This is a genomic window from Acinetobacter pittii ANC 4050, assembly GCF_000399685.1.
GTDB lineage: Bacteria > Pseudomonadota > Gammaproteobacteria > Pseudomonadales > Moraxellaceae > Acinetobacter > Acinetobacter pittii_E.
In genome coordinates this window covers 85,999-102,332 of sequence record NZ_KB976987.1, presented here as the reverse complement: position 1 = coordinate 102,332, position 16,334 = coordinate 85,999, and the positions used below count along the sequence as shown (strand labels likewise).

The following is a 16,334-nucleotide window of genomic DNA, read 5'->3' as shown; positions in this document are numbered from 1 at the left end:
TATTAAGGTTTAAAAATCAGTAAGTTCTGACTTATCCTTAACAATCCTAATATGATATTGCTGCGCTATTTTCTACTACTTAAGTTAGGAGATCAATTTGATCATGCATTTCGCTACGAATTAGAACAATTTAATGAATAAGCTCAACAAATTACCCAAATCTTCTCCTATTTAGACTTCATATGTTGAGCAAAGTTCCGGTTTGCTTGAATGTCTTTATAGAAATATAAAAAGAGTCCAGACAAGATAATGAAAGCACCGACAAAAACCATAATTGAAAGCTGCTCATGATTTAAAGCTGCCCCAATTAACATAGCGATCACTGGCGTAATTACTGTCGTTAGAGATAAAGTCGTTGCCTGAATATTTTGTATAAGTTTGAAATAGCAGAACATGGCAACCAGTGAGGCCATAAGTACCGTATAAATTAAGGCAAATAAAGATTTGGCTTCTGGTAAATGTGTCGGTGCATATTGCCAAATAAATGGGATAAAACAACTAGCAAAAATAGAAGAAACTAAAATAGAACCTGTTGCCTGAGCCATCGGCTGAATTTGTGCATTAACTTTCTTAACCCAGAAAATTGAAAAAGAATAAACAAACACACTGATCAGCATAAGAACAATACCAAACGGGTGTACATGCTGATTTGCACCGCTCAAACAAATAATAGCTAACCCACTGACCGCAATTGCCATGCCCAACCATTGTAGCTTATAAAGTTGTTGGCCAAATGCAAACCGCCCAATAAGCCCCGCCATAATAGGTGCCAAACCAAACATAAGCGCAATCATGCCTGAACTTAAATATTGAGTCGCGGCATAGGTAAAAATTTGAGAACCAATTAAGCTAAAAGAACCAGCTATATAACTATGTACTGCTTGCCGATGAGTCGGAAAAGGTGTTCTTAAAATTAGCAATATGATGACTGCCAAAGGTAATGCAATAAAAAAGCGTAATAACAATGCCCACATCAAATGTAGATCTGACACACTCCAGACGATTGCCAAAGGAGTTGTTGCCCAGATAAACACTAACAATGCATAGGTTAAAGCCAAATTGGTTTGCGATGGCATGTGATGCTCACTTAGCTGTTTTACGTTTTTGCTTTAAAATCGTTTGATCTAATGAACTTGAAAATTCACGTTTATCTCGTTCAGAAATAGGAGGCGGTCCACCAGTTTGCACACCCGCGCCACGAAGCGTGTCCATAAAATCACGTAGATGTAAACGTGCTTTAACATTCGCAGTTGTATAAACTTCACCACGCGGATGAATAGCCACTCCGCCTTTCTCAATCACCTGAGCTGCCAGTGGAATATCCTGCGTAATGACAATGTCATTTTCAACCATACGCTCGACTATTTCTTTATCTGCCTGATCGGCGCCGCTTAAAACCTGTATTGATTTAATGCGAACAGAAGGCGTAATCCCAACATTTTGATTGGCAACAAAAATAACTTCTAATTGATAACGATCTGATGCACGTAAAATTACTTCGCGTAAAATTTTTGGTAAGGCGTCTGCGTCTACCCATAGTTTAAATGGCAGCACGTTATTCTCTATTTCCACTAAAAATATTAGTCTAACAGATGCTTTTCTAAGGTGAGTAGAAATAAACATTAAACTTATTTTTAATTTCAACATTGAAGTTTTTATAGATTAGGTTTGTTTTTAATTTATCAATAAAAGTAGTATTTCTCTTTAAATGACTAAATACGCGCTTTTACAAGAGAATTTACATATGGTGACTTGAAAAATAGCAAACACCCTCGATTTAATATAACAAGTAATGTGAACCCAACAGCATCGTGCTTATGAAAAATCAAAACAGTCCAGAAGTTATTAAAGTAAATGACCAAAATTTTGGTAGTCATGGAGAACATTGGAATCTATTGACGTCCCATCCCGAAACAGATGTACCAAAATGGTTAGGACTGGCACTTGATGCACCTGTAATGCCAATGGGTTTGTGTGAACATGAAGAAGACATGGACCCATCTTTTTGGCTTATTCAAGGTCCACAAGATCAAAAGGTTACCATCAATCAAATTATTGCTGTTGAAAACCAAAAACCTCGTGCGCTTAAAACAGCCTTTCCTAGTTTTGAAAGTCCGTATCAATATAATGCAAAAATTGAACGCATCATTACTTGTGACTCTGCGACACAAGCCGTGTTAAGTTTAAGACTAAATAAAAATACAACTGTTTATGCGTTTGATAATTTATTTAGTGTTAACTACTGTCAATATGACAAAAATCAAAACTATCAAGTCCAATTTAATGCATGGGCATATGAATTAGAACCTGTGCCAGCAGGCGAAAAAATTATTGTTGATGATCCTGCCTCGATTAAACATCACCGTGCATTAAATGCAATTTTGACTGAACATAATGGTGTTGCTCCTGAAAACTTACAGGAACTCATTAATGAATGGCAACCAAAAACTCCAGAAGATCAAGAACCTGTAACTGTTGATTTTTCTAAAATGGTTGCTTATTTATACGGTGAAAATCTTGGTCAAGAAGATGAAGCATGGTTCCAAGGTAATATTGTTGGCAAAACTTCTATGACATTTATGGGAGAAGAATATACCCTTTATGATGTTACTTTGGTTTTAGAAGATGATCTTCCTGCCATATTAGTGCGCATTGCAACCAAAAACGATTTGTATAAAAACTTTAATATTGGCGAATATATTCGCGGTAATATCTGGATTCAGGCGACTATTTGTGCTAAAAAGGGTGAAACTAATTGAATTTCACTAATATTTTAATAATTAGGTTATTGAATGAAGATTATACCCGAACAAACTACCAGCCTCATTCAATCCAGTAGCCTGCGCGTAAAGGTCGATACTGGTGCGTTTTGCTTTTTTGTCTTGGGTATGTTCTTAGCTGCCATATTCATGCACCAGTTTGGCCTAGTGCCTTTTTAATTTATAACTTATTCAATAAATAAAAGCCCTCATTTTGAGGGCTTTATTTTTTTGTTTTGCTTAACCATTACGCTTTGCAAAATCATCCATAAAGTTGATTAAAGCCTGTACACCTTCTAATGGTACGGCATTATAAATACTTGCACGCATACCACCTACAGAACGGTGTCCAGCTAAATTCAACAAGTGATTAGCTTCCGCTTCTTTTAAGAATTGCTTTTCTAAAGCTTCATCTGCCAAAGTAAACGGTACATTCATAATTGAACGGTTTGGAATGGCAATCGGGTTATTGTAGAAATCACTTGAGTCGATATAACCATAAAGCAATTGAGCTTTTTCAAGGTTCACTTTATGGATCGCATCTACCCCACCCTGCTCTAGCAACCACTCAAATACTAAACCAGACAAGTACCATGCATAAGTCGATGGTGTATTTACCATAGAACCATTTTTGGCTTGGTCACCATATTTTAAAATGCTTGGAATTTCCGGTTTAGCTTGATCAAGTAAGTCATCACGAATAATGACAATTGTTAAACCAGCAGGACCAATATTTTTTTGTGCGCCAGCATAGATCAAACCAAACTTGGTCACATCTAATGGCGCAGATAAAATACTTGATGAATAATCACAAACAAGTGGCGCTTTTACATCAGGAATTCCTGCGAACTGTAAACCACCAATCGTTTCATTATCTGCATAATGTACATAGGCTGCATCATCAGACAAATTCCATTCGCTTTGTTCAGAAATTGCGAACTTGCCATCTACTTTAATACCAGCTTCGACAACATTAATATCGCCATAACGTTTTGCTTCTTTTAACGCTTTTTCAGACCAGATGCCAGTATGAATATAGTCGGCTTTACTGTTCTTACCTAAAAGGTTTAAAGGAATCGCAGAAAACTGTAATGATGCACCGCCTTGTAAAAACAGTACTTTATAGTTTTCTGGAATATTCATTAGCTTGCGTAAATCTGCCTCAGCTTTTTCAGCTACCGCAACATAGTCAGCACTACGGTGACTCATTTCCATGATGGATAGACCTTTACCTTGCCAATCCAACAATTCTTGTTGAGCTTTTTCTAAAACGGCAGTAGGTAATGCAGCAGGACCAGCACAGAAATTGTACGCGCGCATGATTTTTCCCTTGTATAAAGTCAAACACAATAAAAATGGCATTTAACCACAGATTGCTTAAGCTTGCAGCAGCTTCTCAAGTAAATATTTCAATGCTGGACTGTATTTAGGTTTATTTTTTCAATTATTGTGACAGTTATTTCTTTAGCTTAAATGACCACCTTCCCTCATTTAAAAAATTTTTAAGCAAAAAGATCAACTTGACTTGTGATTATCATTTCACATACCTTGATAGCTATTACAAAAATATTGGCTTAGTAAATTCAATAATTAAAGGAGCTAAAAACCGCCATGTTTTTATACAAATGTATAATAAACAAGATGATAATTGAATTTAATAACAAGAAATTTAAACTATAAGGGATGCCAAAAATTGTTATTTAAAATGCCAGCACATCGATATAGACAGTCTATTTTTCCCTTTCCATTTAAACCAAAACATCTTGCTTTGGCTTTAGGTCTTTTTTTTACTAATCATTTATATGCCGAAAGTTTAAGTTATGCCGAAGCAGAACAACAAGCTTTGAAAAGTTCGTATAGTACTCAAGCCAATCAAGCATTACAGCAAGCATCTCAATTAGAAGCTGAGGCAGTCAAGGGCCTCGGATTACCTCGAGTTGATTTAAATGTCAGAGCATATGCTTTTCACAGTGAAACAGATGTACCTCTGGGCTCTTTTAAACAAAAACTTGAGAATGATTTAAGCCAAGGGCTAAATGATAAACTTTCACAGTGGAACAATGTCATTCCATCAGATGTGCTGGGGCAAGTTCAGGAAGGCGCAAACCAAACTATCCATGATGGTGTAAATCGTTTTCCAAATTATGCAAATCTAACTATTGAAGATCAGGTTGTACGCCCTTCTATTTCAGTTGTTATGCCACTTTATACAGGCGGCTTAACCAGTAGTGCTAAAAAAATAGCAAATATCCAAGCGCAGCGTTCGGAACTTTCAAGCCAACAACAACAAGATATACAGCGATTCGAAGTTGTACAAAGTTACTTCAATGTTCAATTACAACAGCAATTGGTCGCAAGTAGCCTATTTAACTTTAATGCGATGCAAAAACATTACAGCAATGCCCTAAAGCTCGAGCAACAAGGGTTTATTAGCAAAGGGCAACGCATGCAGTTTGAAGTAGCGCGTAATAATGCGGAACGTACTTTACAAAATGCTCAAGCCAACTTAAATGCCAGTCGTTTTAGCCTTAATAACCTTTTACATCAACAAAATAATGTGGATTTAAGTACCCCATTATTTGTAAACAATACACCAAGCCAAACTCTAGAATCACTTTTAACCAGTTATTCGCAAAAATCTAGCTTAGTACAAAAAATGCAAATGGATACTCAGCTGGCTAATGTAAATATTCAAGCTCAACAAGCTGCAAAAAAACCAAGTCTTTTTGCCTTTGGAGAATATGCGCTTGATGAAAATGAAAACTGGATTGTGGGTGTAATGGCAAAATACAATCTATTTTCTGGTGTAGACAAAAATAAGAATATTCATGCCGCCGAATTAAAGCGTTACGCTTCTGAACTCATGACTGAACGAACCAAACAAGAGATCGAAGCTCTTTTGAATAAATCATATAACGAGCTTAACTCTGCTCAGCAAAGTCATCAGCTTTTACAAAGAAACGTAAATGCTGCTCAAGAAAACCTACGTATTCAAGAACTTTCTTTCCGCGAAGGAATGGGCACAGCAACCCAAGTGATTGATGCGCAAAATGCATTAAGTGCGTTAAAAACTGAAATGGCTTTAAATGCTTATAAATATGTCATGTCACTTGCAACTTTACTGCAAAGTCATGGCTCAATTGACCAGTTTAAAGCTTACGTTAATCAACCACATACCGACTATATTCGTTAAGGGGAGTATAAAATGAATCAAGACTCAGCTCATTCAGAACAAGATTCTCCTGCTGCGAATACGGCAGAAAACAGCCAAGCTCCAAAACATGATCAAGCTAGTAATCAGCAAGAAACAAGCACAAATAAAAATGACGCCAATCCTCCTAAAAATTCTAAAATCAAACTGATTATTGGCCTTATCATCATTGCCTTATTAGGTTTAATTATTTTTGGTTTGTGGAAAAGCTATCAGCCGAAACCTATTGAACTACAAGGCCGTGTTGAAGCTGAAACTATCCACGTAAGTACAAAAGTTCCGAGTCGTATTGAAGAAATTTATGTACAAGAAGGCCAGAAAATTTCCAAAGGTCAGCCACTTGTTCGTTTGGTTAGCCCTGAAATAGAAGCTAAAAAGCAACAAGCCTTGGCTACCTTACAATCAGCTTTAGCATTTCAATCTACGGTAGATCGCGGTTCTCAACAAGAAAATATCGATACCCTTTATGCCAACTGGCAAAGCACCAAAGCGCAAGCAAATCTTGCAAAAACCACTTACCAACGTGGGGAAAATTTATATAGACAAGGGGTAATTTCGCGTCAAAGACGAGATGAAATGCTCGCAGCACAGACCTCTGCTCAAGAATTAAGTGAAGCCTCTTATCAACAATATGCTCGTGCAAAACGTGGAAGCACCAGCCAGCAAAAATCTACAGCAGATGCACAGGTTGAAATTGCAAAAGCTGCGGTAGCTGAAGCAAAAGCTTTAGAGGAAGAGACACGCTTACTCTCTCCGATTTCGGGCACAGTTTCAAAAACTTACGGTAAGCCTTCTGAATTAGTCGCTATGGGTGTACCTGTTGTCAGCATTTTAGAAGATGATGATTTGTGGGTAAGTTTAAACGTCGGTGAAAATCAATATGCCTCTGTTTATAAAAACAAAACCCTTGAAGGATTCATTCCGGCTCTTAATCAGAAGGTAAATTTTAAAATTAAGAATATTGATGCTGAAGGTGAATTTGCCACCATAAAAACGACTCGCCAAACCGGAGGCTATGATATTCGTAGCTTCAAATTACATTTGGTGCCTGAAAGTCCTGTCAAAGATTTAAAGGTTGGAATGAGCGTTCTATTTAAAATTAAAGAAGAAAAATAAAGCATGTTTGCCAGTATATTACGTGAACTAAACTATCTAAGAAGCAATAAATGGGATTTGTGTATGGTGACACTTATCCCTGCTTTTATCATTTTTATGTTTAGCAGCATGTTTTACGCAGGTAAAGCTGAACATTTACCAATTGCAATTATTGATCAGGACCAAAGTGAACTCAGCCGTAATATTGAAAAATATCTTTCTTTAAATCATACGGTAGATATTAAGACAATTACGGCAAGCTCTACTGAGGCTGAACAATTACTTAATGAAACTAAAATATGGGGTTATGTTTTCATTCCAGACGGCGCTGAAAAACGATTTGTAAAAGCTCAAGATGCTCAAATCAGCATTGCATTTAACCAGTCTTTTTTTAGTGTCGGGAACACGATTTCCTCTGCAATGCTAGTCAGTACGCTCAATGCTTTAGCAGATTATGCAGGTCAAAGTTATCTTGCAAATAGTATTCCCTATTTAGATGTACCTACCGCTCATGTCAAAATCTCAACGCTTTACAACCCAAGCATGAGTTATGAATTTTATTTAGAACCTTTCATGGTTCCAGCGGTATTGCACTTATTGTTATGTTGTTGTGTTGCCTTTGCTATTGGACAAGAACTGAAACGTGGCACGTTAACAACATGGGTAAACCGAGAAAGTTTTGTTCAAGGCTTATTGGCTAAAAATCTGCTTTATAGCCTTATATTTTGTGCGTGGACATGGCTATGGATGTTCTGGCTAATTGAAATCCGTGGCTGGTTCGTAGCAAGTTCTCTTAGTCTATTGCTATGCGCACAGTTCCTACTTTATTTTGCTTATGCTTTGATTAGCAGCACGGTCATTCTTGCAACCAAAAATCTAAGTAAAACTTTCGGCTTTATTGCAGTCTATGGTGGGTCTTCTTTAAGTTTTGCAGGTGTTACGCTACCTTTGAATAATGCCCCTATTTTTACTAAGTTTTGGTCACTCATTATTCCTTATACCCCTTATGCCAAATTGCAAACCGAACAATGGGTTATCGGCAGTCCAGTTTTCATTTCCATGATTCCTTTTTTAATACTCTTGGGTTATTGCCTGATTTATTTCTTTTTAAGTTGTCTATTACTTAAAAAATTAGTTCAGGGGGCAACACAATGAAAGAATTCTTAAAGGCGTATGGGCAAACATTTAAAGATATTGTAAGTAATAGCTCAGTTTTCACGACTCTGATTTTATCGGTCATTCTTTATAGCTTTTTTTATCCTACTGCCTATAAAGCTGAGCGTGCAGAATCTATTCCTATTGTGATTGTTGATGAAGAGCAAAGCCTCTTAACTTCTCAATTAATCGGCCAAAGTGCAAATAGCCCGCATGTTCATATTGTGACCGTTACAAGCAATTTTTTACAAGCTGAACAAATGGTACGTGAGCAAAAAGCTGATGGTATTTTACTTTTACCAAACAACTTAACTCAAAGCTTACGCCGAGGTGAAACTGGTGGAATTGGCTTATACTTAAGTACAACCAACTTTTTAAAAACTAAAGAAATTGGCTTAGGTCTTGCTACATCGATTGAAGCTACATTAAAAGAATATATTGAAAAATTCGGACAACGCACGCATTTCCAGCCAGCGCTTTCTATTCATCAAATGCCGCTATTTAATCCGCTTTCAGGATATGGAAGTTATATTTTTCCGGCTGTGGCATCGTTAATTATTCATCAAACGATTGTGCTCGGTTTAGCAATGCTAATTGCAAGTTACCGTGAACAAAATCAAAAAATTACAACTGTTCGCTTTGCTGGAATTTTCGCAAGTATATTGACCATTGGTTGTTTAAGCAGTTTTTATCTTTTTGGTTTTACCTTGTGGTTCAATGACTATCCACACGGTGGAAATTTTATTGGTCTACTCATTGCTGTTCCAATTTTTATTAGTTGTGTGATTGGACTAGGTATGTTGATCGGCTCACTTTTAGATATGCCAGAGCGTGCCGGACATATTATTGTGTTTAGTTCAGTACCTTTATTCTTACTCACTGGAGCAGCTTGGCCTCATCAAGCAATGCCTGAATGGTTACAATGGTTGGCGTGGTGTTTACCTTCCACACATGCGGTACAAATGTTTGTGCAACTTAACCAGATGGGTGTTCCCTTAGCGACAGTTGTACCGAAACTGATTTTTCTTGGAACCATTGGATTATTATTGGGAAGCTTAGCCTATTATCGGATTGTTAAAAAAACGTCTTTATAAAATAAAAAAAGGAAGCTTACGCTTCCTTTTTTATTTAATTTCTACTTACTCTTCTGACACATCGTCATTCGTAGAAACTGCATCTTCACCATCTACATCTGAAGTATCAACTTCTCCTTCGAGAAACTCTTCTTCATCTTCAACAGCTTCAATAGACACAACGCCCACTAGAGTTTCTTCTTCGCTTAAACGAATCAGACGTACACCTTGTGCATTACGACCAGTCATTGCAACTTCTGCTGCGCGAGTACGAACTAATGTACCGCCGTCAGAAATAAGTAACAACTCTTTGGTTTCATCAATAGAAACTGCACCAACAAGCTCACCGTTACGTTCGCTTGTCTTAATCGCAATGACACCCTTACCACCACGTTTCTTGGTTGGGAAGTCATTTACAGGAGTACGCTTACCATAACCGTTGGCACTTGCACACAGTACTTCACCTGTCTCAGGTACAACTACAAGCGATACGATACGGCTTACTAGATTTAAATCTGCTGAATCTTCACTATCATCAGAATCATCATTTTCAACTTCCGCATCTTCTTCGCTTAAGATACTGCTTGCAAAGCTTACACGCATACCACGAACACCTTTCGCGGTACGACCCATTGCACGCACATCGGTCTCAGCAAAACGAATTGCCTTACCTTCGTTCGAGAACAACATGATTTGCTGATTACCATCAGTAATCGCAACACCAATTAAGGTATCTTCTTCATTGAGTTCAATTGCGCGTAAACCATTTGAACGGATGTTAGCGAATTGCTCTAAATCAACACGTTTAACCGTACCTGACGCAGTCGCCATAAATACATAATGGTTTTCCGGGAACTCAGTTAACGGCAAGATAGCTGTTACTGTTTCATTCGCATCTAAAGGTAACAAGTTCACAATTGGACGGCCTTTGGCACCACGTGATGCTTGAGGCACTTCAAACACGCGAAGACGATATACTTTACCTACATTGGTAAAGCAAAGCACAGTCGCATGGTTTGAAGCCACAATGAGATGTTGAATAAAGTCATCATCTTTCATTGAGGTTGCAGACTTACCACGTCCACCACGGCGCTGAGCCTGATAGTCTGAAAGTGGTTGAGTTTTTGCATAACCTGTTTGTGAAACTGTTAATACAACTTGCTCTTCAGGAATTAAATCTTCACGGCTAAAATCAATACGTGATTCAATAATTTCAGTGCGACGTCCATCACCATACTGTTGTAGTACAAGTGCTAACTCTTCACGAATTACAGCCATCAATAAATTGAAATCATTCAAAATTGCCGTAAGTTCAGCAATTTGACCTAAAATTTCAGTATATTCTGCATGTAATTTGTCTTGTTCAAGACCAGTTAAGCGATGTAAGCGTAATTCTAAAATTGCACCTACTTGTGTTGGCGATAAGCGGTAAATCGACTCAGTTAAACCAAATGGACGATCTGGGTTTTCACCTTCGATTTCATCTGGACGAACAGAAATAGCACCCGCTTTTTCAAGTAATGAAACAACACCACCACCAGCCCACTCACCAGCAAGCAAACGCTCACGCGCTTCAGCAGGGTTAGCAGAAGTTTTGATGGTTTCAATAATTTCATCGATATTGGCTAAAGCAACTGTCAAGCCTTCTAAGATATGACCACGTTCACGTGCTTTACGCAGTTCGAACATAGTACGGCGTGTCACAACTTCTTGGCGGTGACGAATAAATGCCGCAATAATATCTTTCAGATTCATCAATTTTGGTTGTCCATTGTCTAGACAAACCATGTTGATGCTGAATGAGTTTTCAAGCTGGGTATTTAGGAATAAGTTATTTACAACCACTTCAGCGTTTTCGCCACGCTTTAAGTCAATTGCAATACGCATACCTTCTTTGTCAGATTCATCACGAAGTTCTGAAATACCTTCAAGTTTTTTCTCTTTCACTAACTCGGCAATACGTTCAATAACTCTTGCTTTGTTTACTTGATATGGAATTTCAGTAAAGACGATGGTTGTACGACCTGTCTTTTCATCTTCTTCGAAATGGTACTTACCACGAATGTGTAAACGACCTTTACCCGTACGGTAGGCATCAACAATGCCTGATTTACCGTAAATAATACCGCCTGTAGGGAAGTCAGGACCAGTAATGTATTCCATCAATCCTTCAATAGAGATATTCGGATTGTCAGCATAGGCCAAACATGCATTCACAACTTCTGTCATGTTGTGTGGTGCCATGTTGGTTGCCATACCTACGGCAATACCAGCAGCACCATTAATTAACAAGTTTGGAACACGTGTCGGAAGTACCTGAGGAATACGCTCAGAACCGTCGTAGTTGTCTTCCCAATCAACCGTGTCTTTTTCTAGATCTGCAAGAAGCTCGTGTGCAAGCTTAGTCATACGGACTTCGGTATAACGCATCGCAGCTGCACTATCACCATCAATCGAACCGAAGTTACCCTGACCATCTACCAATAAATAACGTAAGCTAAAGTCCTGAGCCATACGTACAATGGTTTCATAAACAGCTGAGTCACCATGAGGGTGATATTTACCGATTACGTCCCCAACAACACGTGCAGATTTCTTGTAGGCTTTGTTATAGTCATTGCCCAATTCGTGCATGGCATATAGCACACGACGGTGAACAGGTTTAAGACCGTCTCTCACATCCGGCAATGCACGAGATACGATTACACTCATCGCGTAATCTAAATATGAATGCTTGAGTTCGTCCTCAATGGCAATCGGTCGGATTTCCGATACGCTCATGCATACTCCTTCTTACAGATAGAAATTTCCATCTGCTTATATGTCTTGATCTTGCAAAAAATTTAGTTCCGGAAACTGAACTAAAATCGAAAAAAATATAGCTGTATACTATAGCATAAAAGCACTTTGTAATGTGCGGAATCTACACCGCCAATCTAGTGATATTTGTATAATTTAATTGCATATTATTCTTATCATATCGATATAACGAGCATCTTCTCATCTTCGTAAAACTATGTGATTTTTATTCTATAAAAATCAAACCTCAAATGAGCTAAAAGTCTCACTTATACATTTCAGGACACTACCCACAATAAAAAAACCCCTAGTAAAAACTAAGGGTCTTTTAACTTTAATCGATAAAGATTAAAGTTTAGATACCAATTCAGGTACTACAGTGTTCAAATCACCAACTAACCAGTAGTCAGCAACACTGTTGATTGGCGCTTCTTCGTCTTTGTTGATTGCAACAATAACTTTAGAATCTTTCATACCAGCTAAATGCTGGATCGCACCAGAGATACCTACAGCAACGTAAAGCTCAGGCGCAACGATTTTACCAGTTTGACCCACTTGGAAGTCGTTAGGTACAAAGCCCGCATCAACTGCTGCACGTGAAGCACCTTGTGCTGCACCAAGCTTGTCAGCTAATGGATCAAGTACTTTATGGTAGTTCTCACCAGAACCTACACCACGACCACCAGAAACTACGATGCGCGCTGCAGTTAATTCTGGACGGTCAAGTTTAACGATTTCTTCAGATACGAAGTTAGAAATACCTGCATCTTTTACTTCGCCAACTGTTTCAACCGCAGCTGAACCACCTTCCGCAGCAACTGGATCAAATGCTGTACCACGAACAGTACCAACAATGATTGCTTCGTCAGATTGAACAGTTGCAATCGCGTTACCAGCGTAGATAGGACGCTTGAATGTGTTTGCAGATTCAACAGAAATAATATCTGTGATCATGCTCACATCAAGAAGAGCAGCAACACGTGGAAGAATGTTCTTACCAGTTGTTGTAGAAGCAGCTAATACGTATTTGTAACCTTTAGCCAAGTCAGCAACTAAGCCAGCTACGTTTTCAGCTAATTGGTTTGCATAAGCAGCGTTGTCAGCAAGTAAAACTTTGCTTACACCAGCAACTTTAGCAGCAGCATCAGCAACTGCTTGAGCACCAGAACCAGCAACTAATACAGTAATATCACCACCGATTTTTTGTGCTGCAGCAACAACGTTTAAAGTAGCACCGTTAAGTACTTGGTTGTTGTGGTCAGCGATAACTAAAATACTCATGATTTTATCCTTCCGTATTAGATCACTTTCGCTTCATTTTTCAATTTTTCAACAAGCTCATCTACAGATTTCACTTGTACACCAGCTTTACGTTCTGCCGGAGCTTCAACTTTAACAGTTTTAAGCTTAGTACCAGCTGTAACGCCATAATCAGCAGGAGATTTAGTATCAAGTGGCTTCTTACGAGCTTTCATGATGTTAGGCAATGCTGCATAACGTGGCTCGTTCAAACGCAAGTCAGTCGTGATGATTGCAGGAAGTGTAAGTTCAACAGTTTGTAAACCACCGTCAACTTCACGAGTTACTTGTACTTTACCGCCATCAACTTTCACTTCAGAAGCAAATGTACCTTGACCAGCACCTAGTAAAGCACCAAGCATTTGACCTACTTGGTTAGAGTCATCATCAATTGCTTGTTTACCAAGAAGGATAAGTTCTGGTTTTTCAGCGTCAACAACACCTTTTAAAATTTTAGCAACTTCTAAAGCGCCAATTTCATCAGTAGTTTCAACTAAAATACCGCGATCTGCGCCTAGAGCCATTGCAGAACGGATTTGTTCTTGAGCTTCTTTAGGACCTACAGAAACAACAACGATTTCTGATACTGTTCCTTTTTCTTTTAAGCGAACCGCTTCTTCCACTGCGATTTCACAAAATGGGTTAATTGACATTTTAACGTTAGTTAGGTCAACCCCACTATTGTCCGGCTTAACACGAACTTTAACGTTGGCATCAACCACGCGTTTTACAGCAACAAGAGCCTTCATGTAATCCTCGGCTGTTCTAGCAAAAGTAAATGTTGAGAAAAGTATATTAACTCTTCAATTAAAATTTTTTAGGTACCCTATCTTGCAATGTGTTTGGCATTTCGGTCAAGTCACAATTTTCTGGAACAGTACAAAAAAAATGAAATCATCAGTTCATAAAAAAAATTTAGACTACTATTAAAAGCTATTTTATTCTTTTTAAACTCTATTTTATACATTGATTTTTATTATCTTTTTATCTTATTTAGCATATTAGCCAGAAACATAAGATTACGTTTAAAAACCTTAAATTCGAGGTTTTTTAGACTCAGTCGTCGACAAAATATGCAAAGATCAAAATGGTCAATTAGGCTGTTTTAGCTATTTCTATTAAACAAATTTGTAAAAAAAGACAAATGATCTCTACATTCCTCTAAAACTTCTCAATTTAATTATCTTTTTATTCGGTCTATTTTTTAACTTTTAGTTTTTATGTGCTCTTGGATGAGCACGATCATAAACTTGCGCCAAATGATCAAAATCAATATGGGTGTAAATTTGTGTCGTAGATAAATTACTATGACCTAGCATTTCTTGTACCGAACGCAAATCACCGCTACTTGATAGCATATGGCTAGCAAAACAATGTCTCAGTAAATGGGGATGTAAATCGACATTTACACCAGCCCGTTGAGCTTGAAGCTTTACTCTTTTTTCGATTTGCCTTGGGGTGAGCGCTCCGCCTCGTAAAGAAATAAAGACAGAATCGTTTCGATCGAAATACCCTTTCCAAATTTTGTAAACTTTCAACCAATTCAATAGGCTTTCTTTTGCCTTTTTTCCAAACGGTACAATACGGGTCTTATTTCCTTTACCTGTAATACGTACCAGTTGACGATTAAAATCTACATCTTTAACTGTTAAACCCTGCAATTCAGCCAGACGTAAACCACTTGAGTAAAGTAACTCGAGCATGGCTTTATCTCTTAACCATAATTGCTGATCCACAGGTTTTTCAGGCATAGGTTGATCTAAAATTTGATTGACTGTTTCTATGTCGATCATACCCGGCAAAGGTCTAGGTTGTCGTTTTAATTTAAAATCGTCAGTCGGATTAATTTCTAAATATTTACCTTGTTCCGCCCATTTCATGAACTGACGAATTGAGGTGAGATGACGTTGCATACTGCTTGAACTTAACTGATCCTGCTCAACACGCTGGGCCAAATATTCTCTTAAATCTGAAGCTTCAATATTTCTTAAATCTAGTTGTTTTTGTTCACAGAACTCAAGAAAGCTTTTCACATCCCTTTCATAAGCCGTAATTGTATGCTCAGATTGGTTCTGAATTTTTCTTTCTTTTAACCACATCGAGAGCAGTTGTAATGCAAAATCCAAATTGCTCTCCATTTATTTACTCATTTTTTTGAGTGTACCAAAAACTATTAAATCAGGAAAATTTGATAGCACACAGCATAACGATGAATAACCTTATATATTACAATTCACCTCAAGTATTTGTCGGAAATCTGCTGTCATGACCACCATACTTATTCCTTACTTAATTGCGATTACATTACTTACGCTTACTCCTGGTCTGGATACGACTTTAATCATTCGCACCGCTACACTGGAAGGTAAATCTAAAGCATTTCAAGCAGCAGTAGGTATTAGCCTTGGTTGTATTGCATGGGGAATTGTGGTTGCTTGTGGTCTAGGGGCTTTGCTCATGGCATCTGATTTAGCTTTTAATATTCTGAAATGGATGGGAGCAGCATATCTCGCGTGGCTGGGTTTAAATATGATTTTAAAACCCCGAAGCCAACTTGCAGACACACAAGAAAGTCATTCAAATCGCTCTACTTCAGAGAATTGGTTCATTAAAGGTTTTTTCGGTAACTTACTTAACCCGAAAGTTGGGATTTTTTATATTTCATTTCTTCCACAATTTATTCCGCCGCAAGCATCGGCTGTGACTTGGGTGATGGGACTTGTGATGATTCATGTGGTGATTGGAACCTTATGGTCAATTTTATTAATTTTGGCTATGCAACCACTGTCACGTTATCTAAAGCAACCTAAATTTATGAAATATATGGACCGAATTACAGGCAGTATTTTTGTGTTGTTTGCTTTGAAATTGGCTTTGAGTAAAAGGTAATTAAATTAAAAAATTATTGTACATATAAAAGAAAGCCTCTTTTATCACTTTAGC

13 protein-coding genes and 1 pseudogene are annotated in these 16,334 nt (G+C 37.8%); 7 read left to right on the top strand and 7 right to left on the bottom strand.

Annotated features, from left to right (window positions below; genetic code table 11):
• Positions 1-57: 57 nt before the first annotated feature.
• Positions 58-138 (top strand): annotated as a pseudogene (locus F931_RS22675) (PilZ domain-containing protein); the annotation flags it as partial.
• Between the two features lie 29 nt (positions 139-167).
• Here the strand turns inward: F931_RS22675 and pagO are convergent.
• Both pagO and F931_RS04420 read right to left on the bottom strand, forming a co-directional pair.
• A complete protein-coding gene (pagO, locus tag F931_RS04425) occupies positions 168-1,076 on the bottom strand; it encodes a DMT family transporter (protein WP_016140239.1) in 909 nt (302 codons plus the stop codon).
• Positions 1,077-1,083: 7 nt separating this feature from the next.
• Entirely contained in the window at positions 1,084-1,572 is a 489-nt protein-coding gene (locus tag F931_RS04420; protein WP_080649425.1) for a YaiI/YqxD family protein, read from the bottom strand.
• A gap of 245 nt (positions 1,573-1,817) precedes the next feature.
• On the opposite strand from F931_RS04420, the gene F931_RS04415 reads away from it, so the two are divergent.
• Positions 1,818-2,759: a hypothetical protein gene (locus tag F931_RS04415; RefSeq protein WP_016140237.1), complete on the top strand. Its 942-nt coding sequence runs from the start codon at positions 1,818-1,820 to the stop codon at positions 2,757-2,759.
• A 240-nt stretch (positions 2,760-2,999) separates the two neighbouring features.
• On the opposite strand, the gene serC is transcribed toward F931_RS04415, so the two are convergent.
• A complete protein-coding gene (serC, locus tag F931_RS04410) occupies positions 3,000-4,079 on the bottom strand; it encodes a 3-phosphoserine/phosphohydroxythreonine transaminase (RefSeq protein WP_016140236.1) in 1,080 nt (359 codons plus the stop codon).
• Between the two features lie 385 nt (positions 4,080-4,464).
• On the opposite strand from serC, the gene F931_RS04405 reads away from it, so the two are divergent.
• Genes F931_RS04405 through ybhR form a run of 4 tightly spaced genes read left to right on the top strand, consistent with a single transcriptional unit; the run spans position 4,465 to position 9,314 of the window.
• Positions 4,465-5,952: a TolC family protein gene (locus tag F931_RS04405; RefSeq protein WP_016140235.1), complete on the top strand. Its 1,488-nt coding sequence runs from the start codon at positions 4,465-4,467 to the stop codon at positions 5,950-5,952.
• Positions 5,953-5,964: 12 nt separating this feature from the next.
• On the top strand, positions 5,965-7,086 hold the full coding sequence (locus tag F931_RS04400; RefSeq protein ID WP_016140234.1) for an HlyD family secretion protein: 1,122 nt from the start codon (positions 5,965-5,967) through the stop codon (positions 7,084-7,086).
• A 3-nt stretch (positions 7,087-7,089) separates the two neighbouring features.
• Positions 7,090-8,220, top strand: a complete 1,131-nt coding sequence (locus F931_RS04395; RefSeq protein WP_212749809.1) for an ABC transporter permease — start codon at positions 7,090-7,092, stop codon at positions 8,218-8,220.
• Positions 8,217-9,314 carry an A1S_2622 family ABC transporter permease subunit gene (gene ybhR, locus F931_RS04390; protein ID WP_016140232.1) on the top strand — a complete coding sequence of 366 codons (1,098 nt, stop codon included), beginning with the start codon at positions 8,217-8,219 and terminating at the stop codon, positions 9,312-9,314. The genes F931_RS04395 and ybhR overlap by 4 nt, the downstream gene beginning before the upstream one ends.
• 45 nt (positions 9,315-9,359) lie before the next feature.
• Here ybhR and gyrA read toward each other — a convergent pair whose 3' ends face one another.
• The 4 genes from gyrA to xerA form a co-directional block, all read right to left on the bottom strand.
• Positions 9,360-12,074, bottom strand: coding sequence for a DNA gyrase subunit A (gyrA, locus tag F931_RS04385; protein ID WP_016140231.1), 2,715 nt, complete (start codon positions 12,072-12,074; stop codon positions 9,360-9,362).
• A gap of 366 nt (positions 12,075-12,440) precedes the next feature.
• Positions 12,441-13,373 carry an electron transfer flavoprotein subunit alpha/FixB family protein gene (locus F931_RS04380; RefSeq protein WP_016140230.1) on the bottom strand — a complete coding sequence of 311 codons (933 nt, stop codon included), beginning with the start codon at positions 13,371-13,373 and terminating at the stop codon, positions 12,441-12,443.
• A gap of 17 nt (positions 13,374-13,390) precedes the next feature.
• Positions 13,391-14,140 carry an electron transfer flavoprotein subunit beta/FixA family protein gene (gene etfB / locus F931_RS04375; protein ID WP_016140229.1) on the bottom strand — a complete coding sequence of 250 codons (750 nt, stop codon included), beginning with the start codon at positions 14,138-14,140 and terminating at the stop codon, positions 13,391-13,393.
• 462 nt (positions 14,141-14,602) lie between these two features.
• On the bottom strand, positions 14,603-15,490 hold the full coding sequence (gene xerA / locus F931_RS04370; RefSeq protein WP_080649568.1) for a site-specific tyrosine recombinase/integron integrase: 888 nt from the start codon (positions 15,488-15,490) through the stop codon (positions 14,603-14,605).
• Between the two features lie 166 nt (positions 15,491-15,656).
• Here xerA and yrhP point away from each other — a divergent pair, with 166 nt between their 5' ends.
• Positions 15,657-16,280 carry a LysE family translocator gene (gene yrhP, locus F931_RS04365; RefSeq protein WP_016140227.1) on the top strand — a complete coding sequence of 208 codons (624 nt, stop codon included), beginning with the start codon at positions 15,657-15,659 and terminating at the stop codon, positions 16,278-16,280.
• Positions 16,281-16,334 lie beyond the last annotated feature (54 nt).

Coding starts and splice junctions, on each gene's coding strand:
- pagO (WP_016140239.1), bottom strand. CDS start 1,076: ATGCCATCGCAAACCAATTTGGCTTTAACCTATGCATTGTTAGTGTTT.
- F931_RS04415 (WP_016140237.1), top strand. CDS start 1,818: ATGAAAAATCAAAACAGTCCAGAAGTTATTAAAGTAAATGACCAAAAT.
- serC (WP_016140236.1), bottom strand. CDS start 4,079: ATGCGCGCGTACAATTTCTGTGCTGGTCCTGCTGCATTACCTACTGCC.
- F931_RS04405 (WP_016140235.1), top strand. CDS start 4,465: ATGCCAGCACATCGATATAGACAGTCTATTTTTCCCTTTCCATTTAAA.
- F931_RS04400 (WP_016140234.1), top strand. CDS start 5,965: ATGAATCAAGACTCAGCTCATTCAGAACAAGATTCTCCTGCTGCGAAT.
- F931_RS04395 (WP_212749809.1), top strand. CDS start 7,090: ATGTTTGCCAGTATATTACGTGAACTAAACTATCTAAGAAGCAATAAA.
- ybhR (WP_016140232.1), top strand. CDS start 8,217: ATGAAAGAATTCTTAAAGGCGTATGGGCAAACATTTAAAGATATTGTA.
- gyrA (WP_016140231.1), bottom strand. CDS start 12,074: ATGAGCGTATCGGAAATCCGACCGATTGCCATTGAGGACGAACTCAAG.
- F931_RS04380 (WP_016140230.1), bottom strand. CDS start 13,373: ATGAGTATTTTAGTTATCGCTGACCACAACAACCAAGTACTTAACGGT.
- etfB (WP_016140229.1), bottom strand. CDS start 14,140: ATGAAGGCTCTTGTTGCTGTAAAACGCGTGGTTGATGCCAACGTTAAA.
- xerA (WP_080649568.1), bottom strand. CDS start 15,490: ATGTGGTTAAAAGAAAGAAAAATTCAGAACCAATCTGAGCATACAATT.
- yrhP (WP_016140227.1), top strand. CDS start 15,657: ATGACCACCATACTTATTCCTTACTTAATTGCGATTACATTACTTACG.